The organism is Achromobacter mucicolens (genome assembly GCF_902859725.1).
Classification (GTDB): Bacteria; Pseudomonadota; Gammaproteobacteria; order Burkholderiales; family Burkholderiaceae_B; genus Achromobacter; species Achromobacter mucicolens.
Genome location: NZ_CADIJP010000004.1, coordinates 1 through 25,439, shown reverse-complemented (window position 1 = coordinate 25,439; position 25,439 = coordinate 1). Strand labels below are relative to the sequence as shown.

16 protein-coding genes and 1 pseudogene are annotated in these 25,439 nt (G+C 62.4%); 11 read left to right on the top strand and 6 right to left on the bottom strand.

Annotation, left to right across the window (positions count from 1 at the left end):
- Positions 1-223: 223 nt before the first annotated feature.
- From glmM to HV786_RS05380, 3 genes and pseudogenes are all read right to left on the bottom strand, one after another.
- Positions 224-466, bottom strand: a pseudogene (glmM, locus tag HV786_RS05390) (phosphoglucosamine mutase); the annotation flags it as partial.
- Between the two features lie 86 nt (positions 467-552).
- On the bottom strand, positions 553-1,368 hold the full coding sequence (gene sul2 / locus HV786_RS05385) for a sulfonamide-resistant dihydropteroate synthase Sul2 (protein WP_001043260.1): 816 nt from the start codon (positions 1,366-1,368) through the stop codon (positions 553-555).
- 475 nt (positions 1,369-1,843) lie between these two features.
- On the bottom strand, positions 1,844-6,688 hold the full coding sequence (locus HV786_RS05380; protein ID WP_128828257.1) for a DUF3320 domain-containing protein: 4,845 nt from the start codon (positions 6,686-6,688) through the stop codon (positions 1,844-1,846).
- A gap of 368 nt (positions 6,689-7,056) precedes the next feature.
- Between HV786_RS05380 and HV786_RS05375 the strand changes: the two genes are divergently transcribed.
- The gene (locus HV786_RS05375; RefSeq protein ID WP_252870122.1) at positions 7,057-8,193 is read left to right on the top strand and encodes a hypothetical protein; all 1,137 of its coding nucleotides are present in this window, start codon (positions 7,057-7,059) and stop codon (positions 8,191-8,193) included.
- Between the two features lie 44 nt (positions 8,194-8,237).
- On the opposite strand, the gene HV786_RS05370 is transcribed toward HV786_RS05375, so the two are convergent.
- Complete coding sequence (locus tag HV786_RS05370; RefSeq protein WP_128828258.1) at positions 8,238-9,035, bottom strand: aminoglycoside adenylyltransferase family protein; 798 nt, start codon at positions 9,033-9,035, stop codon at positions 8,238-8,240.
- Positions 9,036-9,166: 131 nt separating this feature from the next.
- Here HV786_RS05370 and HV786_RS05365 point away from each other — a divergent pair, with 131 nt between their 5' ends.
- The gene (locus HV786_RS05365) at positions 9,167-9,979 is read left to right on the top strand and encodes an SDR family NAD(P)-dependent oxidoreductase (RefSeq protein ID WP_128828259.1); all 813 of its coding nucleotides are present in this window, start codon (positions 9,167-9,169) and stop codon (positions 9,977-9,979) included.
- Positions 9,980-10,007: 28 nt separating this feature from the next.
- Here the strand turns inward: HV786_RS05365 and HV786_RS05360 are convergent, their stop codons facing one another.
- A complete protein-coding gene (locus HV786_RS05360) occupies positions 10,008-11,621 on the bottom strand; it encodes an NAD(P)/FAD-dependent oxidoreductase (protein ID WP_128828260.1) in 1,614 nt (537 codons plus the stop codon).
- A 350-nt stretch (positions 11,622-11,971) separates the two neighbouring features.
- Here HV786_RS05360 and HV786_RS05355 point away from each other — a divergent pair, with 350 nt between their 5' ends.
- The 5 genes from HV786_RS05355 (at position 11,972) to HV786_RS05335 (ending at position 19,970) form a co-directional block, all read left to right on the top strand.
- Entirely contained in the window at positions 11,972-12,685 is a 714-nt protein-coding gene (locus tag HV786_RS05355) for a gluconate 2-dehydrogenase subunit 3 family protein (RefSeq protein WP_128828261.1), read from the top strand.
- Positions 12,686-12,688: 3 nt separating this feature from the next.
- On the top strand, positions 12,689-14,464 hold the full coding sequence (locus HV786_RS05350) for a GMC family oxidoreductase (protein ID WP_128828262.1): 1,776 nt from the start codon (positions 12,689-12,691) through the stop codon (positions 14,462-14,464).
- A 12-nt stretch (positions 14,465-14,476) separates the two neighbouring features.
- The gene (locus tag HV786_RS05345; protein WP_128828263.1) at positions 14,477-15,796 is read left to right on the top strand and encodes a cytochrome c; all 1,320 of its coding nucleotides are present in this window, start codon (positions 14,477-14,479) and stop codon (positions 15,794-15,796) included.
- Between the two features lie 260 nt (positions 15,797-16,056).
- Positions 16,057-17,703 carry a VRR-NUC domain-containing protein gene (locus tag HV786_RS05340; protein ID WP_175210265.1) on the top strand — a complete coding sequence of 549 codons (1,647 nt, stop codon included), beginning with the start codon at positions 16,057-16,059 and terminating at the stop codon, positions 17,701-17,703.
- Entirely contained in the window at positions 17,700-19,970 is a 2,271-nt protein-coding gene (locus tag HV786_RS05335) for an ATP-dependent DNA helicase (RefSeq protein ID WP_128827588.1), read from the top strand. Before HV786_RS05340 ends, HV786_RS05335 begins: the two co-directional genes overlap by 4 nt.
- A gap of 12 nt (positions 19,971-19,982) precedes the next feature.
- On the opposite strand, the gene HV786_RS05330 is transcribed toward HV786_RS05335, so the two are convergent.
- Entirely contained in the window at positions 19,983-20,345 is a 363-nt protein-coding gene (locus tag HV786_RS05330) for a group III truncated hemoglobin (protein WP_056318787.1), read from the bottom strand.
- A gap of 366 nt (positions 20,346-20,711) precedes the next feature.
- Here HV786_RS05330 and HV786_RS05325 point away from each other — a divergent pair, with 366 nt between their 5' ends.
- The 4 genes from HV786_RS05325 to HV786_RS05310 all read left to right on the top strand — a co-directional run.
- Positions 20,712-22,178 (top strand): amidase, encoded by a 1,467-nt coding sequence (locus HV786_RS05325; protein WP_175210263.1) that lies wholly within the window; start codon positions 20,712-20,714, stop codon positions 22,176-22,178.
- A gap of 252 nt (positions 22,179-22,430) precedes the next feature.
- Complete coding sequence (locus tag HV786_RS05320) at positions 22,431-24,050, top strand: methyl-accepting chemotaxis protein (RefSeq protein WP_128827174.1); 1,620 nt, start codon at positions 22,431-22,433, stop codon at positions 24,048-24,050.
- Positions 24,051-24,058: 8 nt separating this feature from the next.
- Positions 24,059-24,601: a chemotaxis protein CheW gene (locus HV786_RS05315; RefSeq protein ID WP_175210261.1), complete on the top strand. Its 543-nt coding sequence runs from the start codon at positions 24,059-24,061 to the stop codon at positions 24,599-24,601.
- Positions 24,598-25,439: CheR family methyltransferase (locus HV786_RS05310; RefSeq protein WP_175210259.1), on the top strand; the 842-nt coding region annotated here is incomplete at its 3' end. The genes HV786_RS05315 and HV786_RS05310, both read left to right, overlap by 4 nt.

Sequence of the window (25,439 nt, the reverse complement as noted above, 5' to 3'; positions counted from 1 at the left end):
CCAACGATACCAATCAAAATGCTGCGTTCACAGCGCCGCGGCAGGGATCCGCCGTGCTGGTTGTCGGAAAAGGAGCCGCTAGTGGGAAAGAGGAGGGTAAATTTTCAGCGTTGCTGGCTCCCCGTCAGCCGGATTGGGTTGCATCGCAGGGGTGTCGAAAGAGTCAACTGCGGTCCAAAGCTGTTGGACTTGGGTGAAAAGGGCGTTTATTCTTCCTATACGTTGTCGGCAGCGGGCCAAAAAGGAATACGTCCATGCCCATCGAGGTGAAACCGGCTGTGAGCGCGGGTTCAAGCATATAGCCCGACAGGCGCGTATCCTTGCCGATCACGACACGATGGCGGTGGTCACCGCGACGAAAGACACGGCCAGCCGCCATGCCGACGCGCAAGGCGGTTTCCGCCGTCATCGCGCCTTCGTTGGCTTTGCCACGAATACCGTCTGTGCCGAAATATTTGCGCACCATAAGGTCGATTATCCTGTCGTCGGGTCGCCCTCAAAGGGGACATGCCTGCTGAACCGCGAATATAGAGAAATATCCCGAATGTGCAGTTAACGAATTCTTGCGGTTTCTTTCAGCGCCGCCAATACCGCCAGCCCGTCGCGCAAGGGGCGCGGCTCGTGTGTGCGGATGAAGTCAGCTCCACCTGCGGCGGCGGCAAGCTCTGCAGCGAGTGTCGCGGCCCCGACATCCCCCGGACCACGGCCTGTGAGCGCGCGCAGAAAGGATTTGCGCGAAACAGACAGAAGCACCGGCAAATCGAAGCGCAGCCGCAATTCATCGAACCGCGCCAGCACCGAGAGCGAGGTTTCGGGAGCAGCCCCCAGAAAAAACCCCATGCCGGGATCAAGGACAAGGCGGTTGCGTTTGATACCGGCACCCGTCAGCGCCGCGATGCGCGCGTCAAAGAACGCCGCAATGTGATCCATGATGTCGCCAGCGGGTGCCTCGCGCCGATCTGCCTGCCCGTCTTGCACCGAATGCATAACGACGAGTTTGGCAGATGATTTCGCCAATTGCGGATAGAACGCAGCGTCTGGAAAACCGCGAATATCATTGAGATAGGCCACACCACGCGACAAGGCATAGGCTTGCGTCGCGGGTTGATAACTGTCGAGCGAGACGGGAATGCCATCTGCCTTGAGCGCGTCCAGCACCGGCGCGATACGCGCGATTTCTGTGTCGGACGAAACAGGCGCGGCGTCGGGATTGCTGGATGCCGGACCGAGGTCGATCACATCTGCCCCCTCGGCCATCAGCTTACGCGCCTGCGCAATGGCTGCGTCTGGCGCCAGATACCGGCCTCCATCGGAGAAACTGTCCGAGGTTATGTTGACGATGCCGAAAATGATGAGCGATTTATTCATGGGGGCTTCTATAATAATAATAATCGAGCATGAGTCTCATACGGATGCTCGGGTCGAAAGGGAATCCCCAGGCGAGTAACCTGTTTGCGGTGATCCATTAGCTGCAGGAGCAGAAGAGCATACATCTGGAAGCAAAGCCAGGAAAGCGGCCTATGGAGCTGTGCGGCAGCGCTCAGTAGGCAATTTTTCAAAATATTGTTGAGCCTTTTCTGAGCATGGTATTTTTCATGGTATTACCAATTAGCAGGAAAATAAGCCATTGAATATAAAAGATAAAAATGTCTTGTTTACAATAGAGTGGGAGTGATCCTGCGATAGCGGGTTTCGCGAGGGCAAAAAAGGCGCTTCCGGCGCCTTTTTTCTATAGCATCCTGCGTTAACCCTTGATGCTTGAGTGCATGAACGAAGGCCTAGCGCTACCCATATGTTATTGATCGTCGCGCGAAAGTCGGGCCTGGAAAAAAGCACTCCGCGCTCATCCCGGTTGTGCAATGGCTATTCGTCCGTCGTCGATGGGGCTTAGCGTCTGAGTTGCCAAAAGCACACCTAACTGTGCTTCGATCCGGGCCGAGATATTCGCACTTGCGCGGTTAAATCCTAGCTGCCGAGCCACTTCAGCGATCAGCTGTGTGGACGATATCGAAAACGCAAGCAATGTCGTCTGAACCAACGCAGTTCGAATTTCCTCAGGAGCAATCAGTTCAATCTTCCGCTCAGCTGTCGGCAATGATGATCTATCTCGGACCGTAATCGGGGCACTTCCATCCAACTGCTCGGGCCGGATGATGAATCCTTCGTCCTGTAGCACGTAAGCATGCTCGTTCATCGAGGCATCCACCGCTTCCTTGATGCGGGCAACAACTCTAGCCCCGGCCCTGCTGACGCCGAATGCAGCCATGAGCCGACGACCGATGATTTCTATGCTTACAGGCGCCTCGCCATCAACAACGGCCGATACCAATTCACGAAGGGTGTGCAGCGGCGCGGAGGCGATGTCGCTGCCGTTTTTTTGCACAGGCAGTTCGATCGAGACGTACCGAGTGGCGCGGAGGCTCTCTTCTGACAGGTCAGCAGCTTCTCGATCGAGTTCAATCCTTGCAGACGCTTCAGTCCGCTCGGGCGACGAGGCCTTAGACAATTGGGTAGATTCAGCCGCTGCTTGAAACGATTCTTGTGCCGCTTTGATTGCGTCTATGACGCGGTCCGTCTCGTGCCCTGCATTTCGGAACCAGTCCGTACTCCAAATACGATGGAAGCGCCATCCCAGGCCCTCGAGGACTCCTTGGCGAAGGCGATCTCGGTCTCGAGCTGATTTCGCGCTGTGATAAGCCGCGCCATCGCACTCAATTGCTAGCAAATAGCGCCCGGGAAGCTCAGGGTCGCGCACAGCAAGGTCGATGAAGTAACCGGCGGTGCCAACCTGGGGTTCGACACTGTAGCCCCGTTCCTGCAGGGCGCGCATAACCTGATCTTCAAAGGGGGAATCCGTCGCTTTCCCGGTTTCTACGCTGCATTCCAGTTCACGAGTTTCGGCGTACTTGAGCAAATTCTTCAATGCGCGCACGCCATGTTTGGCGCCTGCGTCGAGTTCGAGCTCGTCAGCACGGAAGTTGCTAAACACAGTCATGGCCATTTTGGCACGCGTAATAAGTACATTAAGTCGACGATGTCCACCGTCTCGATTCAGCGGTCCGAACTCCTTCGCGATGCGACCGGATTCATTGCGGCCATAACCGATGCTAATAAACATGACGTCTCGTTCGTCACCCTGAATATTCTCCAAATTTTTTACGAAGAATGGTTCATTGGGATGCGAAGCGAAAAATTCCTCGGTTTCAGGATGCGCCTTGCGCAGACGCTCCAGCTCTTCTTCGATACGATCGCGCTGCGCGACGCTGAAGGCTGCAACGCCCAACGAAAGATGTGGGGTAATGCGGGCGTGCTCAAGAACTGCGTTTGCGACTGCTTGAGCCTCGCCGGAATTGCTACGAGTCTTGCCGCGATCATATAGCGCATTGGGGTTGTGTCTGAAGGCAATACCCGTTGCATATCGGTTTTGACCAGCGGCGGGAAACACGACCAGCCTGCTGTCGTAAAACTCGACATTGGATACTGCGATTAGTGACTCGTGGCGGCTGCGGTAATGCCAGCGCAGGTACCGTTCGTTGCAGCCTTTGGCCTTAAACAGACTGAGAATGCTCTCGATGTCGGCAGTTTCCGTGTCTTCTTCCTGCTCAGCGTCTCGACTGAAGAAATCGGTGGGCGGCATCTGCCGCGTGTCGCCGACCACGATGACTTGCCGGCCGCGCAAAATCGCGCCCAGTGCGTCCACCGCTTTGACCTGCGACGCCTCGTCGAAGATCACTACATCGAAGGCCACTTTGGCCGGAGGCAGGAAGTTGGCAATTGACATCGGGCTCATCATGAACACAGGCTTTAACTGCTGGATCGCGCGTCCCGCACGGTCGATCAATTGGCGAATTGGCAGATGTTTCCGCTTTTTATTGATCTCTCCTCTCAGTACGGCCATTTCACCAGGCTGATTTATCTGAGGTTTTCGTCTCCAAATGTCCGTAGCGAGTTTGGTCTGCGCATGTTCAATCGACGCGAGGTCTAGGCTCTTGAAGCGTTGAATTCTGTGCTCATGTTCCAGGCGATCAAACCCCGCTAACTCCGGGTGATCGGTATAGGCCTTTTGCACCAGAAAGTCGTACCAACTGATATCCAGCAGCGGACGCAGAGTGTCGGGTTGGTCGCAATTCTGGGCAACATCCCGGATAGGCTCCAGCCCTGCCGCATTGAATCGCCCGGTCAGGGTGTTGAATCTCGCCATCTGGTGAAGTTGAGGCAACTGCTTAAGCCACGTGTTAAGGCGCTCACCGAGCTCCTGCAGAGGGTGTTCGGTCCAGGGGATTGGCTTCAGTGCCAGCGAAGTGGTTGCGGCCTCCACAGCGGTTTTGAGAGCACTAACGTTGGCTTCAGTGGAAGCTGCCAATTCTCCAAGACCACTTGCATCTTGATGTCCCGACAAGAAGTCTACGATGCCCTGAGGCATGTCGCCCTTGCCAACCTCATCGTGCAAGGTAATCACCCAACGCGAAATTCGGTCGAGCACGTCCCAATCAGACTTTTCGAATTGCCATTGCGCGCCGAATAGCGCTTCTCCTAGAGCCGCGTGAGAAACGTACGTCCTCTTATGCTGTTGATACGCGAGCACGCTATCCGCCAGCTCAACTAGATGCTGAGGATCGCTGGGCAAGTCGGATTTCGCAAGGCCCTGCATTTTTTTCTTTGCCGCACGCCATTCGCCCGCGAAGGATCGCCACCACTTGCTCCCATATCGGGCGAGGCTTTGACGGGTGGAAAGCAGATCCTCGTTCTCAGCCGCATCTATCAAACTCGTGGACCAGTGCAGCCGTGCCGAGCTCATTCCGGATCCAGCATCGGTCAACGCTTTTAATGCGTCGCGGCGCGCTTGCCAGTCTCCTGTCGACAGGCGGATACCAGAAAGCTTGGGTGCCTCGGCTGCGCGCCTCGCGGCTCTGCAGACGACGTCGATATCATGCAGGCTCGCCGGCTCGGTAAGCTGCAGTCGTTGAGATAGGTCGTTCGAAGATTGCAGCAATGACTGGAGCGCCGCGCCGCCCCGGGTCAGCGCTTCGCTCGCTCGGCTCTCTTCGATTGGTGTGAAGACTGTGTGCTGGCTCCCCCACAATGCGCTAGCTGTTGGACGACCCAGTGCGCCCAGCACCAGTGCCATGCTGTCTACGAGCTCTCGGGCGTCGATATGATCTTTCTCCTGCCACTTGGCCATGGCAGGCATCGCTAGCGCCGTCAGGTCGGGAAACTGCCGCTTCAGTGACAGCAGCCGCCCCAGCACTACAGAAAATGGCATTTTTGTTTTGCCCACAGGCGCTGCCACTGCTTCACAGTAAGCGTTCAGCTCAGTTTGGACCTTTCGCAACTGCTGCATTTCGCGCTCACCGCTCTCCACGACGGGCCGCCCTTGTTCCAGTGCGTTGGCCAGATCACGAAGTACGGCGGTTTTGGTGGCACGGTGGCTGTGCAGCTCAAGTACGGCATCGCCAAGATGGCATTCGTCTAGTCTGCGCTTTACCACCTCAAGGGCCGCCATCTTCTCAGCGACGAACAATACTGTCTTGTCTTGTCCAACGAGTTCGGCGATGAGGTTGGTGATAGTCTGAGATTTTCCTGTCCCGGGCGGACCTTGAATCACAAGATTGCGCCCCGCACGCACCTCGAGAATAGCCTGAGTTTGACTGCTGTCCGCATCCTTGACGAAATGCACTTCACCTGGGGTAATCACCTCGTCAATGTGCACGTCCTCGTGATACGCCGCGGATTCTCCTGCAAATCCCTCGCCGATCAGGCGGCGAACCACGGGGTGGTCGCTTGGTTGCTTTTCTTTAGGCCATGTTTCGGGATCCAGGTCCTTGTACATGAGAAATTTGCCGAAAGAAAAGAACCCGAGCATCACTTCGTTTGCGCACACGCGCCAGCGCGGCTGACGGGTAACAGCGCGCTCTACGGCTCCGAAATACTCCAGCCATGCAGCGGCATCCGATTCGGCCTCGGCATCGGGTGTTGGCAAGGTGATGCCGAAATCCGTGCGGAGCTTGGCGGCTAGTGACATATTCACTTGAATGTCATCACCGGTAGGCTCTAGGTGGAACGTCTCTTGGGCAGACTTACGCACTAAGTTGCACGGTACCAGGACCAGGGGCGCGCGCCTCGGATCTTTGGAAGAATCGCTCTCGTACCAATGAAGAAATCCGATAGCAAGGAACAGAAGATTTGCGCCTTGTTCTTCGACGAACGCCTGCGCGTCAGCGCGGATTTTCAAGAGTTGAAGAGAAAGCGAATCTTCGGTGCTGGCCACTTGCAGCTCGTGAGCGCGCTGACCAACGGTTTTGGTTTGGTGGTTCGGGAAGGGTTGTGCGTCTTCAAGTGCGGGGGAGCTGCCGGACGGCTTCGCCTCTAGACGTTCAACATTGCTGTCGGTAGCCTCGTCGCGGGAGCAGGCACGCCGAGCAGGCGTTTCCGCCTTCGTCTTTGCTTGAGAATCTGCGGCGTCTTGGGCGCTGTTTCGGCTGGATCCAATTGCTCGGAACGTGAGTGACTTTTGGTTATCCACCAGAGCAACTAGTAGGGACTCTGCCACTGCCGACTGAACAGTAATTGTTTTGCTTGTTTTTCTGGCGCTGATCAGATTATTGCGCAGCCCAATGTCTAATAATTCTTGGCGGCTTTGCAGCAACTTCGTATGGATGTCTGCGGTGGTTCCATCAATTACTGACATAACGGTGTTGGCTCAGGATGATATGGCTCGCATCAAGCGCGCTCTGTTTCGGAAACATGAACCAAACCCATGCCGGTGGTCCATCTGCACGTAAGGGGCGGCCGCAACGCCGCCGCGAACCTAAATACTACAATGGGTAACGATCATTAACGGGCAGGATCTGTTTTTTATCTTGATCTATTCCGGCGTTGGTAGCAGATTCGCGACAACGCTTTTCACCGATAGATGCAGGAATTCGGCTTGTGCTCGGTTTCTAGAGAAGTAAACCGTCCCTTGCAGGGCTGTGCCAACGTATGATTTTTTATTGGTGACCGACCATTGATATACTCCCCGAGCTTAGTTGAGCACCACCCCACAGGAGATATCGGATGCGCTTAAAGGCCCTTGCTCTTGGCTTGATGACTGTTTGCGGTACGTCGATGGCAGCACAGGACAGCACTCAAACCTTGCAACAGGCCTTGAAGCAAGTACCGCAGGTGGTGTTGAGTGCCCCTGAAGCGATGCAGATATCCTTCCTTGATGTGCAGGCGTGGCGCGGCCTTGAAAAAGATGGGCCCACCGCCGATGCGATGCGCCGGTTGTCTATCGCGCAGGCGATCACGCCGCTGCAATCCATTGGCTACGGTCTGGATAAATGGTCCGACAGCGCGCATATACCTCTCAATGATTTGTCCTATTTCGCAGGCTTCGGCCATTCGCCCAGCAATGTCACCTACTGGGGGCTGAAGGACAAACAATCGGCGGACAAGTTTGCCGATCGTCTGAAGCAGGCGGACTTCAAGCCTGTGGACGGCGATGTGGCCGGCCTGATGGCAAACGGCGAGCCCAATAAACCCGATCTGACCAATGCCACCGGACAGCAACCATGGCGGGGCACGATGGGTATGCCGACGTTTGTGTTGCCGCTGGATGCGGCGTTGGTGCAGGCAGCGGCGCCCTCGGGAATGAAGGCGTTGTCTCAGCCCAAGCCTTCCGCTGCGGACAGCGAGATCGTGGCGGCTTCAATTGCCGGCCTGAAGGAGGCGGTGCCTTCGGAGGGCGGGCGGATCGTGCAGGCGGCTGTCATCTCGCCGGTCTTTGGCTTGCAGGGGGTGGATCCGGCAAAGGTGTTGATGTCATCGCCGGCCGACTTGGAGGGTGCGAAGCAGAAGCTTCAAGCGGCTGCGGCATCCAGCAATGAAGGCATTCCGCCTTATTTCGGCGGCATCATTGCGGACGTGCAGGTCAAGGACGTGCCTGCGGTGGTGCTTTCGCTGTCCTACTCGGATTGCGGCGTTGCACAGCAGGCGGTCGATGGGGTTGGCGCGGCCTGGAAAAAGGCCATGGCGGCGACGGTGCAGGCCGATGTGAAGGGGCACACCGTTCAGGCGGGCAAGCTGTGCGCGGCCGTGGTCAGCCTGACGGCGCCGAAGGCGGAGAACGCGGGCAACCCGATTCTGAGCCAGATCGTTAATCGGTATATGCAGCGCGACCCGTCAGTGCTGCAGATCGGTATGGCGCGCTAAGTCAACCAAGCCGGCAGATGCCGGCTTTTTTATATCCGCATCGCTCAATCGGCGGCGAAAATCCTTTCGACAGCGCGGCGTGCGTAAGCGATGAACGCCGCCGTTTCCCTTGCGTGCCGTTCGGCCAGATCGTCAGTCGCATGTCCAAGGTAGATCGCGTGCGCCTTGCTGAGGACCGGCCGATAGGGTGGGTCGATCCTTTCCAGCAGCCACGTCGCCGCGTCTGACTTTGATGCGATTTCCCCCGTCACAGCCGTGTACCAGATGCGCGCCAGCGCCAGGATGATGTTTCGCTCTTCGCCCGCCCAGTCCTCCGGCCGGTTCCATTGGGCGACGGTATCCAGCAATGCGCGTGTCAGATCTTGGCGCGGTACGGCGTCAAGGATCCGATCGGCGGGCGGACCGACGACTGGGATGCTGTGACCTAACACCTTGGTCAGGACGATGGCGAGGTCGTGGTCCTGCATGGGCGGCTCCACGATGCCCGCCAGCAAATCCTTACGCAGCCATTCGCCGAACTGAAGCTCTCGCCGGGCCGGGTGACGCCAAGGTACGGCGTTCTGAAGCGTCATTACGGTGACTTCAAGCGCGCGCAAACTGGGCGACTGGCCCGGCGGTGCGGAGACCGTCAGTAGTTCCCTCGCCAAAGCATGGAGCGTTGCCGTGTCGGGCGACTCAGTCACGGTGACGAGCAGGTCGATATCGCTGTGAGGTTGCAACCCGCCGTCGACCGCAGAGCCAAACAGATGGATGGCGGCAAGGCGGGTTCCGAGATGGCGTTCGATGACGCGTCTGGCGTCATCAATCTGCGCTGCGACGGCGATGGGTGGGGCTTGGATCATGCAAGGATAATAGCCAAGCGTTTGCGCCTTGTGCAGTCGGATGGCCTCCGCGAGCGGTCCGAATCCATTTTGAGCAGTCCGACGGCCGCAACAAGCCAGTCCGTATCCATAACAGTCTTCATCGAAGCTTCATGACCAACTACCCCCAACTATTCAGTCTCCAAGGCAAAACCGCAGTAGTACTAGGCGCCGCTTCCGGCATCGGGCAAGCGTCGGCGCACGCATTGGGCGCGATGGGCGCCTACGTGATGTGCGCTGACCGCGACGAACCTGGCGCGCAGGCCACGGCGCAGCAGATCATCGACGGCGGCGGCGCGGCGAACTGGATGCAGACCGATGCCGCCAGTGGCGCGGCCATTGCGCAGTTGGCTGCGCGGGTTCTGGACGAGCATAAGAAGATAGACATCGCGGTGGCGACGCCCGCGCTGAACATCCGCAAGCTCATTGTGGACTACACGGAAGACGAGTTCGATCAGGTGGTGAACCTGAACCTTCGCGGCGCGTTTCACTTCATGCGCCACTTCGGACGGCCGATGATGAAGCAGGGCGCCGGCAGCATGATCCTGTGTTCGTCGATGCGCGCCGTGACGATCGAGCCGGGGCTGGGCATCTATGCGGCCACCAAGGCGGGCATCGAGCAGATGGTCAAGGCGTTCGCGGCCGAGGTCGGTCCCTACGGCGTGCGCGTCAACGCGGTGATGCCCAGCATCATCGAGACCCGTCTGACCGAGCCGCTGAAGGAACGTCCCGACATCTACAACACGTATGCCGGCCATACGGTGCTGAACCGCTGGGGCCAGCCCTCCGAGGTGGGCGCGGCGGTGGCGTTTCTGGCGTCGGATGCCGCGAGCTATATCTCGGGCAGCAGCCTGGCGGTGGATGCGGGGTGGACGGCAATTGATGGGCCGCCCACGGGGCTGACGCAGACGCGGCCATCTGAATGAACGCGATGGCGCGCGGCGGCGAGCCTGCTTACCCCTGACGGCCCATGATGCTAAGGGCCACAGCCTCGGCGATCTTGATCCCGTCGACCCCTGCCGACAGAATCCCGCCCGCATAGCCCGCGCCTTCACCGGCCGGGAACAAGCCCTGCGTGTTGATGCTTTGCAGCGTGTCGTTATCGCGCTTGATGCGGATAGGCGAAGACGTCCGCGTTTCCACGCCCGTCAGCACGGCATCGGGCATGTTGAAGCCCTTGATCGTCTTGTCGAACGCCGGCAACGCCTCGCGAATGGCGGTGATGGCGAAGTCGGGCAGGGCGGTGGCCAGATCGGTCAAATGAACGCCAGGCGTGTAAGAGGGCAGCACCTTACCGAATTCCGTCGAAGCCCTGCCTTCCAGAAAGTCGCCCACCAATTGCCCCGGCGCGCTGTAGTCGCGGCCGCCCAGTTCGAACGCCTGGGATTCCCACTTGCGCTGAAAGTCGACGCCAGCCAGCACGTGCTCGGGGTAGTCGACTTCGGGCGAAATCCCCACGACGATGCCGGCGTTGGCATTGCGCTCGTTGCGCGAGTACTGGCTCATGCCGTTGGTGACGACGCGGTTGGGCTCGGACGTGGCCGCGACGACGGTGCCGCCGGGGCACATGCAGAAGCTGTAGACGGAGCGGCCGTTGCTGGCGTGATGGACCAGCTTGTAGTCGGCGGCCCCCAGGATGGGGTGGCCGGCGTTGGGGCCGAAGCGTGCGCGGTCGATGAGCGATTGCGGGTGTTCGATCCGAAAGCCGATGGAGAAGGGCTTGGCTTCCATGAAGACGCCCTGGTCCCGCAGCATCTGGAAGGTGTCGCGGGCACTGTGGCCGATGGCCAGGACGACGTGGTCGGCGTCGATGTGTTCGCCGTTTGCCAGCGTGACGCCGGTGACCTTGCCGTTCTCGCGGTGCAGGGTTTCAACCCGGCTGGAGAAGCGGACTTCGCCGCCCAGCTTGGTGATGGTGTCGCGCATGACTTCGACCATGCCGACCAGGCGGAACGTGCCGATGTGGGGCTTGCTGACGTAAAGGATTTCTTCAGGCGCGCCGGCCAGGACGAATTCCTTCAGGACCTTTTCGCCGTAGTGCTTGGGGTCCTTGATCTGGCTATAGAGCTTGCCGTCCGAGAACGTGCCCGCGCCGCCTTCGCCGAATTGAACGTTGGAATCGGGATTCAGGATGCGCTTGCGCCACAGGCCCCAGGTGTCCTTGGTGCGTTCGCGCACGGCCTTGCCGCGTTCCAGGATGATGGGCTTGAAGCCCATTTGCGCCAGGACCAGGCCGGCAAAGAGGCCACAGGGACCGGTGCCGATGACGATGGGGCGCTTGGAGAGCGTGGCGGGCGCCTGGGCGACGAATTTGTATTCGGTGTCCGGAGACGGCTTGACGTTGCGGTCGTCATGAAAGCGCTCGAGGATTGCGGCTTCGTTGGCCACGTCGACATCCAGCGCATAGATGAGCAGGATGTTGTGCTTTTTTCGCGCGTCGTAGCTGCGCAGGAAGATGGAGAAGCCGTTCAGGTCGCTGGCCGGGATGCCCAGTTTCTTGAGGATTGCCGCGGGCAGTTCCTCGGGCGTGTGGTTCAACGGCAGCTTGATTTCAGACAGACGCAACATGCTTGGGGTCCAGACAGATGGGCGATCACAACGTCGCCAAACGCGGATTGTACTGGACGGCCGACGACGGTTTTTGTTCACCTTGCTGTCAGAAAGCAATGCATTTCCGGTGTTCTTACGTTGTCCTTAATGCAAAAGACTTTCCCACGTCAAGAAAATCCATCTGATACGGTCGGAAGAGCGGATCAGAAGCGCATAATGCCGACACCTGCTCTTACGTCCCTTTTCAAAGAGCAGTCTTGATCTTGAGCAAGAAAAGAGCGTGTTGTCACTAGCTCGGGCAGTTCGTGTTTCCAGGTTGCATGTTCGGTAGCGCGCTAGGACAACTTGGAATATTCACGGAGATGTCCATGACTGATGACGCACAACCGCGCCGGCGGTTTCTGCAGGCGATGGCCATTGTGCCAGCGTCGACGCTGGCGGTCGGCGGCCTGACCGTCGGCTGTACCAACGCCGCCGACGGCAATACCGCGAAGGCGGCCAAGCCGTACGAGCCCACCTATTTCACCAAGGCCGAATGGGCCTTTATCGTTGCCGCGGTGGATCACCTGATTCCCGCCGACGAATACGGTCCTGGCGCCATCGCCGCGGGCGTGCCCGAGTTTATCGATCGTCAGATGGAAACGCCCTTTGGCCACGGCAAGCTCTGGTACATGGACGGGCCGTTCCACACCGACCAGGTGCCGGAACTGGGCTATCAGCTCGACCAGAATCCCCGCCAGGTCTATCGCAACGGCATCAAGGCCTGTGACGCCTTCTGCGTGAAAACGCACGGCAAGGCGTATGCCGAGCTGGACAAGGCCTTGCAGGAGCAGATCCTGAAGGACCTGCAGTCCGGCAAGATCGCGTTCGAGTCCGTGCCGTCCAAGACGTTCTTCAGCTTCCTGCTCGCCAACACGAAGGAAGGCTTTTTCGCCGATCCGATCTATGGCGGCAACAAGGGCATGGTCGGCTGGAAGATGGTGGGCTTTCCCGGCGCGCGCGCCGATTTCATGGACTGGGTCGACCAGCCCAACGTGAAGTACCCCTATGGCCCCGTGTCGATCTCTGGGGAGAAGGGTTAAATCATGGCGATCAAGAAAGACAAAGTTGATGCGGTGCTGGTCGGATTCGGCTGGACCGGCGCGATCCTGGGCCAGGAGCTGACCGAAGCGGGCCTGCAAGTGCTGGCGCTGGAGCGTGGCGGCATGCAGGACACGCCCAAGGATGCCGAGTATCCCAAGGTGATCGACGAGCTGAAGTATTCGGTTCGCGGCTATCTGTTCCAGGACCTGTCCAAGGAAACTGTCACGATCCGCCATGGCGTGGATGACGTGGCCGTGCCGTACCGCCAGAACGGTTCGTTCCTGTTGGGAACGGGCGTGGGCGGGGCGGGCTTTCACTGGAACGGCATGCACTACCGCGTGCTGCCCGAAGAGCTGGAACTGCGCACCCGCTACGAAACGCGCTACGGCAAGAAGTTCATTCCGGAAGGCATGACGATCCAGGACTTCGGCGTGACGTACGACGAACTGGAACCGTACTTCTCGAAGTTCGAATACGTCTGCGGCACGTCGGGCAAGGCCGGCAACCTGAACGGCAAGATCGTCGAAGGCGGCAACCCGCTGGAAGGCAAGCGCAGCAAGGAATTCCCGCTGCCGCCGCTGGCCACGACCTACGGCGCTTCGCTGTTCGAGAAGGCCGCGCGCGAAGTCGGCTTCAACCCGTATCCCACGCCGGCCGCCAACGCGTCCGGACCGTACACCAACCCGTACGGCGTGCGTCTTGGCCCCTGCAATTTCTGCGGGTTCTGCGAAAACTACGGCTGCTACATGTATTCGAAGGCCTCGCCGCAGACCACCATTCTGCCGGTGCTGCTGAAGAAGCCAAATTTCGAGCTGCGCACGCGTTCGCAGGTTATCAAGGTCAATCTGGATTCGACCGGCAAGAAGGCCGTGGGCGTAACGTACATCGACGCAGACGGCAACGAGATCGATCAGCCCGCGGATCTGGTGATCCTGTCGGCCTACCAGATGCACAACGTGCGCCTGTTGCTGCTGTCGGGCATCGGCAAGCCCTATGACCCGAAGACCAACGAAGGCGTGGTCGGCAAGAACTACGCCTACCAGATGAACGGCGCGGTCAACGTGCTGTTGCCCAAGGGTACCCAGCTCAACCCCTTCGTCGGCACCGGCGCGGGCGGCGTGGGCATGGACGACTTGAACGGCGACCAGTTCGACCACGGTCCGCTGGGCTTTGTGGGCGGTGCCAGCATCCGCCACGTGCGTTACGGCGGCCGTCCCATCAAGCAGACGCCGACGACGCCGGGCACTCCGACGTGGGGCACGGCCTGGAAGGCGGGCGTGCAGGACGCCTATCAGCGCTTCATGACGATCGGGATTTCTGGTTCGGTGATGTCGTACCGCGACGCCTACCTGTCGCTCGATCCGACGTACAAGGATGCCTATGGTCAGCCGCTCTTGCGCATGACGTTCGACTGGCACGACAACGAGTTCGACATGCTGGGCTACATGGGCAAGCGCATGGAGACCGTGGCCAAGGCCATGAATCCTGAAAAGCACTTCGTGGCTGTGCGCAAGAAGGGCGCCCGTTACGACACGCGCGTCTACCAGAGTACGCACAACACGGGCGGCGCCATCATGGGCTCCAATCCCAAGGAAAGCGTCGTCAACAAGTACCTGCAGAGCTGGGACGTGCCGAACGTGTTCGTGATGGGCGCCTGCGTGTTCCCGCAGAACATGGGCTACAACCCGACCGGTCTGGTCGGCGCGCTGGCTTACTGGGCGGCGCAGGCCATCCGCGATCAGTACCTGAAGAACCCCGGCCCGCTGGTCCAGGCTTAAGGAGACGGAACAATGATCAAGCACACCATTGTTGCGGCCTTCTCGGCCCTCGTTGCCAGCGCCGCGTTCGCGGCCGACGGCACGCCGGCGTCCAGCGACGCGCAGATGATCAAGCAGGGCGAATACCTGTCGCGCGCGGGCGACTGTATCGCCTGCCACACGGCCAAGGGCGGCAAGCCCTTTGCCGGCGGCCTGGGCATCGATTCGCCGCTGGGCATGATCTATTCGACGAACATCACGCCGGACAAGGAAACGGGCATCGGCAATTATTCGTACGAGGACTTCGACCGGGCCGTGCGCCACGGCGTGGCCAAGGACGGACATTCGCTGTACCCGGCCATGCCGTACACCGCGTACGCCAACGTCACGCCCGAGGATGTGAAGGCCCTGTACGCCTACTTCATGCACGGCGTCCAGCCGGTGAAGCAGGAGAACAAGGACACCGACATCGTCTGGCCGATGTCCATGCGCTGGCCGCTGACGGTGTGGCGCTGGATGTTCGCGCCTGACGTTGCGACGGCGCCTGTCACGGTGAACACGAGCGGCGCGGACAAGCAGGCGCTGCTGCGCGGCCAGTACCTCGTCGAGGGCCTGGGCCATTGCAGCACCTGCCACACGCCGCGCGGCGTGGCCTTGCAGGAAAAGGCGCTGACCGACGCGGACGGCTCGGCCTTCCTGTCGGGCGGCGTGGTGGAAGGCTGGTTGGCCAAGAATCTGCGCGGCGACGCGACCGACGGCCTGGGCAGCTGGAGCAAGGAGGATATTGCGACCTTCCTGAAGTCCGGCCGCAACGGCCATTCGGCGGCGTTTGGCGGCATGGCCCAGGTGGTGGAGGACAGCACCCAGCACCTGACCGATGACGACCTGAACGCCATCGCGGTGTACCTGAAGAGCCTGCCTCCCGTGAACAAGGACGCGACCAAGCCGCTGGCCTATGACGAAACCGTGGCGCAAGCGCTGCGGTCCGGCAAGGACAAGAGCGACGGCGCGATGGCCTTCCTGAACAACTGCGCGGCCTGCCACCGCAGCACGGGCAAGGGCTATACCGAAACGTTCCCGCAACTGGCATTGAGCTCGACGGTCAACTCGGCCGATCCGGCCTCGCTGATCCACATCGTGCTCAAGGGCGCGCAGATGCCGGGCACGGCCTCGGCGCCCACCGCGTACGCGATGCCGGGCTTTGACTGGCGCATGACCGACAAGGAAGTCGCCGACGTGGTGAGCTTTGTGCGGTCGAGCTGGGGCAACAAGGGCGCGGCGGTCAGCGCGTCCGACGTGGCCAAGGTCCGCAAGGAAATCGGCGCGGCGCCGCAACCGGTGCGCGCGCAGTGATGTGACGATGTCGTGATCGCCTGTCACGCCTTGTGATGGGCGGGACGCAAACGGCGCTGGAGAGCTCAGGCTTTCCGGCGCCGTTTTTCATGCGTGAGTAGATGAGCCGCCGACCTGCCGAGTTTTCCCTGCGCGAAAGGCGGTGCGGGCAGTTTGGGACGGGCGGCGGGTTGCCGGGCGGCCCCGGGCCTGCGGTTCAGCGAAGACAGCCGGCCTGCTATGATTACTGGATAAATAAACAGTCCAGCCGGCCGCCGCCGATGTTGCCCCCGCACCGTTACTACTATCTGCACAATTTCCAGCGCGCGCTGGCGTGGGTCTCGGACCGTTACGCCGATCTGCTGGACGAGGACGATTGCCGCTTTCTCGCGGACTTTGCGGCGTTGCCGCAGGCGTCGCAGGCGTTGATGGTGCGCATGCTGATGCGGCGCGGACCGTGGTTTCGGGCCGGCCGGCTGGTGTACGAAGAGATTCCGGCCGTTGAAGAGGCCGCCGGGCCGCTCGAAGCGCTTGGGTGGCTGGACCGGCGTGCGCCGATGGCGCTGGATGAACTGTTCGTGCTGTTGACCAAGCCCGAGCTCTGCCGGGTGTTCGCCTCGCACGCGGCGGCCAGGCCGGGCGTGCGCAAGGCCGACATGCTGGAAACGCTGCGCGCCGATCTGATGCAAGCCCGGTCATTCTGCGAGTGGGCGCCGCAATCCGCTGAAGCCGTCTGGCGCGTGATGGTGGCGGACCGTTGCGAACGCCTGCGCCTCATGTTCTTCGGCAATCTGCATCAGGATTGGTCGGAGTTCGTGCTGGCGGACCTGGGCGTGTTTCATTACGAGACCGTGCCGTTCGATGCGGCGTCGCGGGCCTTTCAGACGCGGGCGGACGTGGATTGCTATCTGGCGCTGCACGCCTGCCGCCAGGCGCTGGACGAGGGCGCGGCGGTGGACGATCTGTTGCAGGCTGCGCAGGCGTGCATCAGCGGCAACGCTTGGCTGGAAAAGCGCCGCGCCAAGGTGTTGCTGCGCATTGGTCAAGCCTGCGAACGCGCACAGGACTGGGAAGCCGCCCAGCGCGTGTATGCGGCCTGTGGCTATCCCGGGGCGCGGCATCGGCGCATCCGCGTGTACGAAAGGATGCAGCGCTTCGAAGACGCCATGGCGTTGGCCCAGCAAGCCGCCAGCGCGCCCGAAAGCGAGGAAGAAAGCCAGCGCGTGGCACGCATGATGCCGCGGTTGCGGCGCGGGCTGGGGCAGGGCGCGGCGGCACGCGCCGCGGCACCCATCCTGCCGCGCACGGAGCTGGCGCTGGCCCGCCCGGCGCAACCGTCCGCGGTCGAATACGTGACGCGCGATCACCTGCATCACGACGACGCGCCGGTGCACTATGTCGAGAACGCGCTGATCAATTCGCTATTCGGCTTGCTGTGCTGGCCGGCAGTGTTCGCGCCGCTGCCGGGCGCGTTTTTTCACCCGTTCCAACGCGGTCCGGCGGATCTGGAGGCGCCGGATTTTCATGCCCGGCGTCAGGCGCAGTTCGAGGCCTGCCTGGCCCTCCTTGATACGCCGGCTTACCGGGACGTGATTCTGCAGCGTTACGCCGACAAGGCGGGCCTGCAGTCGCCGTTCGTGTTCTGGGGCGCCTTGTCCGAAACCTTGCTGGCGCAGGCGCTGGATTGCCTGCCGGCCGCGCATCTGAAGCTTTTCTTCACGCGGCTGCTGCGCGACGTCAAGGGCAACCGCACCGGTCTGCCCGATCTGGTGCGTTTCTGGCCCGCCGAGCGCCGCTACGAACTGATCGAGGTGAAAGGGCTGGGCGATAAGCTGCAGGACAACCAGATCCGCTGGCTGCAATATTGCGTGGCGCACGGCATGCCGGTGCGCGTGTGTCACGTGAGCTGGTTGCAGGAGGCCGCATGAGCTATGCGGTGGCGGTGCGGGCGTTGTGCGAATTCACGGCGCGGGCGGGGGATCTGGACTTGCGTTTCACGCCCGCGCCCAGCGGCCTGGAAGGCATGGCTGGCCATGCGGCCGTGACAGGGCGGCGCGGGCCAGACTACGAAACCGAAGTGTCGCTGTCGGGCGTGTTTGGTGACCTGCTGGTGCGCGGGCGTGCTGATGGCTACGACCCTGCCGCCAATCAGCTCGAAGAGATCAAGACCTACCGCGGGCAGTTCGACAGCGTGCGCGAAAACCACCGCGTGGTGCATTGGGCGCAGGCCAAGGTGTACGGCTATTTGCTGTGCCAGGCGCGTGGCCTGGCCGAAGTGCGGGTGGCGCTGGTGTACTACAACGTGGCGACCGAGGAAGAGAGTGTGCTGGTGGAGACGCACCAGGCGGCGGACCTTGCCGCGTTCTTCCAGCTGCAATGCGAGCGTTTCCTGGCGTGGGCCAAGACCGAACTCGCGCACCGGCAGGCGCGTGACGCAGCGCTGGAGACGTTGGCGTTTCCGCATGGCGAGTTCCGCGCGGGCCAGCGCGATCTGGCGGTGGCCGTGTACCGCACGGCGCGCGATGGGCGCTGCCTGATGGCGCAGGCGCCCACGGGCATCGGCAAGACGCTGGGCACGATCTTTCCGCTGCTCAAGGCCAGTCCGGGCACGGGCCTGGACAAGGTGTTCTTCCTGGCGGCAAAGGGGTCGGGCCGTGGGCTGGCGGTGGAGGCGCTGGAAACCATCAACGCGCAGCCCGCCAAGCCAGGCTTGCGGATTCTGGATCTGCAAGCGCGCGATAAAAGCTGCGTGCATCCGGATCTGGCTTGCCACGGCGATTCCTGCCCGCTGGCGCGCGGCTTCTACGACCGCCTGCCGCAGGCCCGCGCCGCCGCGCTCGAACACACGCGGCTCGATGCGCCCGCCGTGCGCGCCACCGCGCTTGCGCACGACGTGTGTCCCTACTACCTGTCGCAGGAACTGATCCGCTGGAGCGACGTGGTGGTGGGCGACTACAACTACTACTACGACGCCACGGCCATGCTGCATGCGCTGACGCAGGCGCATCAATGGAAGGTGGCCGTGCTGGTCGACGAGGCCCATAACCTGGTGGACCGCGCGCGCCGCATGTACACGGGCGAGCTAGACCAGAACCGGCTGACCGCCGCACGGTTGGCGGCGCCCAAGGCGCTCAAGAAATCGCTGGACGGGCTGCACCGGTCGTGGAACGCGCTGAACAAGAAGCAGGCCGAACGCTATCAGGCCTATGATGCCGCGCCAGCCGGCGTGCTGACGGCGGTGCAGAAGGCGGTGGCCGCCATTACCGAATTCATTGGCCAGACGCCGCTGCCGCAGGACGACCCCTTGCTGGGGTTTTATTTCGAGGCGCTGCATTTCATGCGGCTGGCCGAGCAGTTCGGCTCGCATGCGCTATTCGATGTGACGCTTGGCGAAGCCGGCGTCAGCAGCGCCAAGACCCCGCCTTCGACGCTGTGCGTGCGCAATGTGATTCCCGCGCCGTATCTTGCCGCGCGGCATGCCGCGGCGCACGCGACGGTGCTGTTCTCCGGCACGCTGAGTCCGCAGCAGTTCTACCGGGACACACTGGGCCTGCCCAAGGACACCCCGTGGATCGATGTGGCCGCGCCGTTCAAGGCCAACCAGCTGGCGGTGCGCGTCGTGGGCAACGTGTCCACGCGCTTTCGCGATCGCGAACGTTCGCTGGCGCCCATCGCGGACCTGATCGCCCGGCAGTACGCCGAGCGGCCCGGCAATTACCTGGGTTTCCTGAGCAGCTTCGATTACCTGAAGCGCGTGGCCGACCTGATGCGGGAGCGCCATCCGCAGGTGCCGATCTGGTTGCAGACGCCGGGCATGGACGAGCCGGGGCGGGCGGCCTTCCTGGCGCGGTTTACCGAAACGGGGCAGGGCGTGGGGTTTGCGGTGCTGGGCGGTGCATTCTCGGAGGGCGTGGACCTGCCCGGCAAGCGGCTGATCGGCGCCTTCATTGCGACGCTGGGCCTGCCGCAGGTCAATCCCGTGAACGAGAACATGAAGCGCGCCATGGACTTGCGTTATGGCGAAGAGAACGGGTACGACTACACGTATCTGTACCCGGGCATGCAAAAGGTGGTGCAGGCGGCGGGCCGGGTTATCCGGACCGAACACGATGAGGGCACCGTGCACCTCATCGATGACCGCTATCGGCGCGCCAAGGTGCGCGGGCTGTTGCCGGGGTGGTGGCGGGTGGACTGACCTTGCGAGGCGTCAGGCGGGGCGCAGTTCGGTCAGCGGCTGGTTGGGGTCGCGCGACAACTGGTAGCCGTACCACAGGCTGCGCGCCATGCGCTTGGCCATTTCCTGCGCGGCGTCGGCCAGGGCACGGTTGGGCAGGGCGTCGGTAGTTTCGCCAAAAAGCACCAGCCAACGTTCGAAGAGTTCAGCCTTCAGGTTGGGCATGGCCGCGTGCTTGGGCATGGGCATGCCCGTGAAGCGCCGGGTGCCCAGAATCACGGCGGACCAGAAATCCGAGAGCGTGGACAGGTGTTCGTCCCAGTCGTGGACCATGCCATTGAAGATGGGGCCCAGGGCTTCGTCGGCGCGCGCCTTGCCGTAGAAGGTGTGGACCATGTCCTGGATTTCGGCTTCGGTGCAGATGTCGTCGGGTGCGGTGGGGGTCAAGAGGGTCTCCGGGCGGGATGGCAGGAGGCGATGTTAGGACGGGGGGCGAATCGCGTGATTTGATCTGGCGCAATTGTCGGTAGGGTTGCTTGAGCCAATCGTTAAGACCCGCCTGGCGGAAGTTTCCGGGATGGGGCCGTGCGGGCTGGCACGTTGGCGGCGTCCGCCGCGCCTGACATCCAGCGCTTTTCCCAGGCGCGGGGCCACCGATTTGCGTAGTATTGTCGCGATGCGCGCGGCCGGCCGCCGCGCTGCGCCCCATGACAACATGCGCACCCGGCGAATCCGCGGCGCGCGCCCAGGAGACGAATAGCCATGCCGACTTCCGCCCCGCTCAATGACATCGTGGCCATGCCCGCGCACGCGCTGTCGGACGCCATCCGTGGCCGACGGGTGTCCTGCCGCGAAGTGATGCAGGCGTATCTGGCGCATATCGACCAGGTCAATCCCAAACTGAACGCCATCGTCGCGCGCCGCGATAGCTCCGAGCTGCTGCGCGAAGCCGATGCGCGCGATGCGCAACTGGCCGCGGGGCAGTGGCAGGGGTGGCTGCATGGCATGCCGCAGGCGCCCAAGGACCTGACCGCCGTGCGCGGCATGGTCACGTCGATGGGTTCGCTGGTCTACAAGGACACGGTGACGCAGCATGACTCGATCCTGGTCGAGCGCATGCGCGCCGCCGGCGCGATCTTCATCGGCCGCAGCAATGTGCCGGAGTTCGGCCTGGGCTCGCACACCTACAACCCCGTGTATGGCGCCACCGGCAATCCCTACGACGCCACCAAGACGGCGGGCGGCAGCAGCGGCGGGGCGGCGGCGGCGCTGGCCGCGCGCATGCTGCCCGTGGCGGACGGCAGCGACTTTGGCGGTTCGCTGCGCAACCCGGCGGCCTTTTGCAACGTGTACGGCATGCGCCCCTCGGCCGGCCGTGTACCGTCCGGCCCGTCGCCCGAAGTCTTTCTCAAGCAACTTTCCTACGAAGGCCCCATGGGCCGCACGCCGCGCGACGTGGCCCTGCTGCTGTCGGTGATTGCCGGCCACGACAGGCGCGCGCCGCTGTCGCTGGCGGATGATCCGGCTCAGTACGCGCAGCCGCTGGACGCGGACCTTGCAGGCAAGCGGGTGGGCTGGCTGGGCGATTGGGACGGTTACCTGGCGATGGAACCGGGCATCCTGGACCTGTGCGAGCAGGCGCTGAAGGATCTGGAGACGGCCGGCTGCCAGGTCGACGCCTACCGGGTGCCGTTCGCGGGCGACCGCCTGTGGCGCATCTGGCTGGCGCACCGTCACCTGATGGTGGGCGGGCAGTTCCACGACCTGGTCCACAATCCCGACACGCGAAAGCTGGTCAAGCCCGCGCTGATCTGGGAGGTCGAGGGGCTGGAAGGCATGACGGCCCGGCAGGTCTATCAGGCCACGGAAGAACGAAGCGCGTGGTACCAGACAGTGCTGCGCATGTTTGAAGACGTGGACTTTTTGGCGGTGCCGTCCGCGCAAGTCTTTCCGTTTGACGTCAACCTGGATTGGCCCAAGGAGATCGCGGGGCGGCCCATGGACACGTATCACCGCTGGATGGAAACCGTCACGCCCTGGACGCTGGCCGGTTGCCCGGTCATCAGCGTGCCGGTGGGTTTCAATGCCGATGGGCTGCCGATGGGCATGCAGCTGATCGGTCCGCCCCGGGGCGACCTGGCCGTGCTGCAACTGGCGCACGCCTACGAAAAGGCCCGCGACTGGGTCCAGGACCGGCCGCCGGTCGCGCTGTGGAGCGCCGCTGGTTGACCGCAGATGTAACCGTTCAGACAAACGCGCGGTTGATTTTATGTAAGAGACCTTTGCTTTTTTCCGACATGACCGCCATGTTTGGCGTTTTCCCGCGTTTTTCATGGCTGCGGCGCGGCACCTTTGTAATAATTGTCGAAATTTCCCATATTCCCGTAAAAGGCGCCGGGTGCGGCTTGGCCGGCGCGGGAATAACCCAGGGGCGTCCCGGCAGGGCGTCGACGAGTCGATTTAGGACAAAGGTCTCCCGGTATGAAGAATGTGACGCTCCGCCAAAGAATCCTGGTCAGCTTCCTGGCCATTCTGGCCATCATGACGCTGATGGTGGTGGTGGACTACCGGCGGCTCCTGCATGTCGAAGCAGAAGCCCAGATGATCAATACCGACGCGGTGCCCGGCATCTACTACAGCACGTCGATCCGGGCATCGTGGTTCGCCGGCTTCGTTGTGGTGCAGGACGCGTTCAATGCGCCCACCGAGGCCGAACGCCGGGTCGCGCTGGAATCCCTGCCGCGCAACGACCAGCAGCTTGATGAGCACATCGGCTTCTACCGGCACACGATCGCCCGGCAGGACGATCAGCAGATGTTCGATGAGTTCCAGAAGGAACTGCAGGAGTACAAGCGCATCCGCGCCGATATTCTTTCGCCGGCCATGCTGGCCGAGCCGGCCCGCGCACAGGCACGCATCGTGACCGAGCTGCGCCCGTCGTTCTACCGGGGGCGCGACATCCTGGCCAGGATGGTGAGCGAAAACAAGAAGCAGGCGGACGATGCCGCGGTCAGCATCCAGCAATCGGTGGAAGCGGCCGAGACGGGAATGATTGTGTCGCTGCTGATGGCCATTGCCGCGTCGATCGTGTGCGGCTACCTGCTCATGCGCGCCATCGCCAACCCCATGCGCGACATCGTCAAGACGCTGGAAGCCACCGGTAGCGGCGACCTGACCCGGCGCCTGAAGCTGGCGCGCAAGGACGAATTCAACGCCATTGAAACGGGTTTCAACGGCATGGTCGACGAACTGACCGGCCTGGTGGGCAGGACGCAGCGGTCGGCCGTGCAGGTGGCCACGTCGGTGACGGAAATTGCCGCGACGTCCAAGCAGCAGCAGGCCACCGCGTCGGAAGTGGCCGCCACCACGACGGAAATCGGCGCCACCTCGCGGGAGATTTCGGCGACGTCGCGCGAACTGGTTCGCACCATGACGGAAGTCTCCAGCGCGGCCGAACAGACCGCCACGCTGGCGGGCAGCGGCCAGGTGGGCCTGGCGCGCATGGAAGACACGATGCGCAACGTTGTCGGGGCAGCGGGTTCGGTCAACGCCAAGCTGGCGGTGCTGAATGAAAAGGCCGGCAATATCACGCAGGTGGTGACCACGATCACCAAGGTCGCGGACCAGACCAATCTGTTGTCGCTGAACGCGGCGATCGAGGCCGAGAAGGCCGGCGAGTACGGGCGCGGTTTTGTGGTGGTGGCAACCGAGATCCGTCGCCTTGCGGACCAGACGGCCGTGGCCACCTACGATATCGAGCAGATGGTGCGCGAGATCCAGTCGTCGGTGTCGGCCGGCGTGATGGGCATGGACAAGTTTTCCGAGGAAGTGCGCCGCGGCATGGCCGACATGCAGCAGGTCGGCGACCAGCTGTCGCAGATCATCCAGCAGGTGCAGACGCTGGCGCCGCGCGTGCAGATGGTCAACGAAGGCATGCAGGCCCAGGCCACCGGCGCCGAACAGATCAACCAGGCCTTGCAGCAGCTTAGCGACGCGGCCCAGCAGACGGTTGAGTCGCTGCGGCAGTCCAGCCTTGCCATCGAAGAACTGACGCTGGTGGCCAATGACCTGCGCAGCGGCGTGTCGCGCTTCAAGGTGTGATTGCGTCCATGACTGCTTCCGCCGTCCGCCCACGTGCCGCCGCGGGCCATGCCGGCCCGGCGCGCCGGCTGTATCTGCTTTTCCGGATCGGCCCGGACCGCTATGCGCTGGACGCCGCGGACATCGCCGAAGTGCTGGGGCTGCGCGTCTTCAAGCAGGTGCCGGGCGCGCCGCATTGGGTCGCGGGCATGATGGCGCGCCGCGGCACGGCGGTGCCGGTCATCGACATGAGCGCGCTGGCCGGTGCAGGGGCGTGCGCCGCCGTGACCAGCACGCGGCTTGCGCTGGTGCGTTACCGTTCCGGCCCGGCAAGCGCCGAGCGCCTGCTTGGCCTGATCCTGGAGCAGGCCACCGAAACCGTCCACTACGACCCGGCGGCGTTTCAGCCGCATGCGCTGGACAATGCCGAGGCGCGCTATCTGGGTCCCGTTCTGTCCGACGCGCACGGCATGGTGCAGGCCGTCAGCGTGGATGACCTGTTGCCCGATTTCGTGCGGGCAATGTTGTTTCCGGCTGGTGGCGAGGCTTCGATGACTGAGGCGCAGCCATGAGCCTGATCGAGGAATTCAGCGGGCTGCTCAAGCGCCGCATGGGGCTGGACAGCGGGTCCATCGGCCAGGCGGCCGTCGAGCGCGCCGTGCGGCATCGCATGCACGCGGCCGGCGTGGACGACGAGCAGGACTACCTGATGCGCGTGCAGGCCTGGCCCGACGAGATGCAGCAGCTGATCGAAGCCGTGATCGTGCCGGAGACCTGGTTCTTCCGCTATCCGGAATCCCAGGTCGCCATGGCAACGCTGGCGCGCGAGCGCCTGTTTGCGCCGGGCTGCGAGGGCCGTGTGCTTAGCGTGTTGAGCGTGCCGTGTTCCAGCGGCGAAGAGCCGTATTCCATTGCGATGGCGCTGCTGGATGCGGGCGTGCCGGCGCATCGGTTCCAGGTGGATGCGGTGGACATCAGCGTGCGCATGGTGGAATTTGCACAGCGCGCGGTGTATGGCCGTAATTCGTTTCGCGGGGGCGATCTGGCGTTTCGCGACCGCCACTTTTCCGAAGTGCCGGAAGGCCATCAGCTGGCGGCGCGGGTGCGCGGGCAGGTCCGGTTCCAGCCCGGCAACCTGTTCGATCCAAATCTCCTGGCGGGGGCCGCGCCGTATGACTTCGTGTTCTGCCGCAACCTGCTGATCTACTTCGACATGGCCACGCAGGAACGCGCCGTGCAAGTGCTCCGCCGGTTCGCGCGCGAGGACGGCTTGCTGTTCGTCGGACCCGCCGAAACCAGTCTTCTGACGGGCCGCCGCCTGCCGGCGGTGCCGCTGGCGCGGTCCTTTGCATTTCGCGCCACGCCGGCGCCGGCGCCGGTCGAGTCGCCGACGCCCGCGCGCGCGCCACT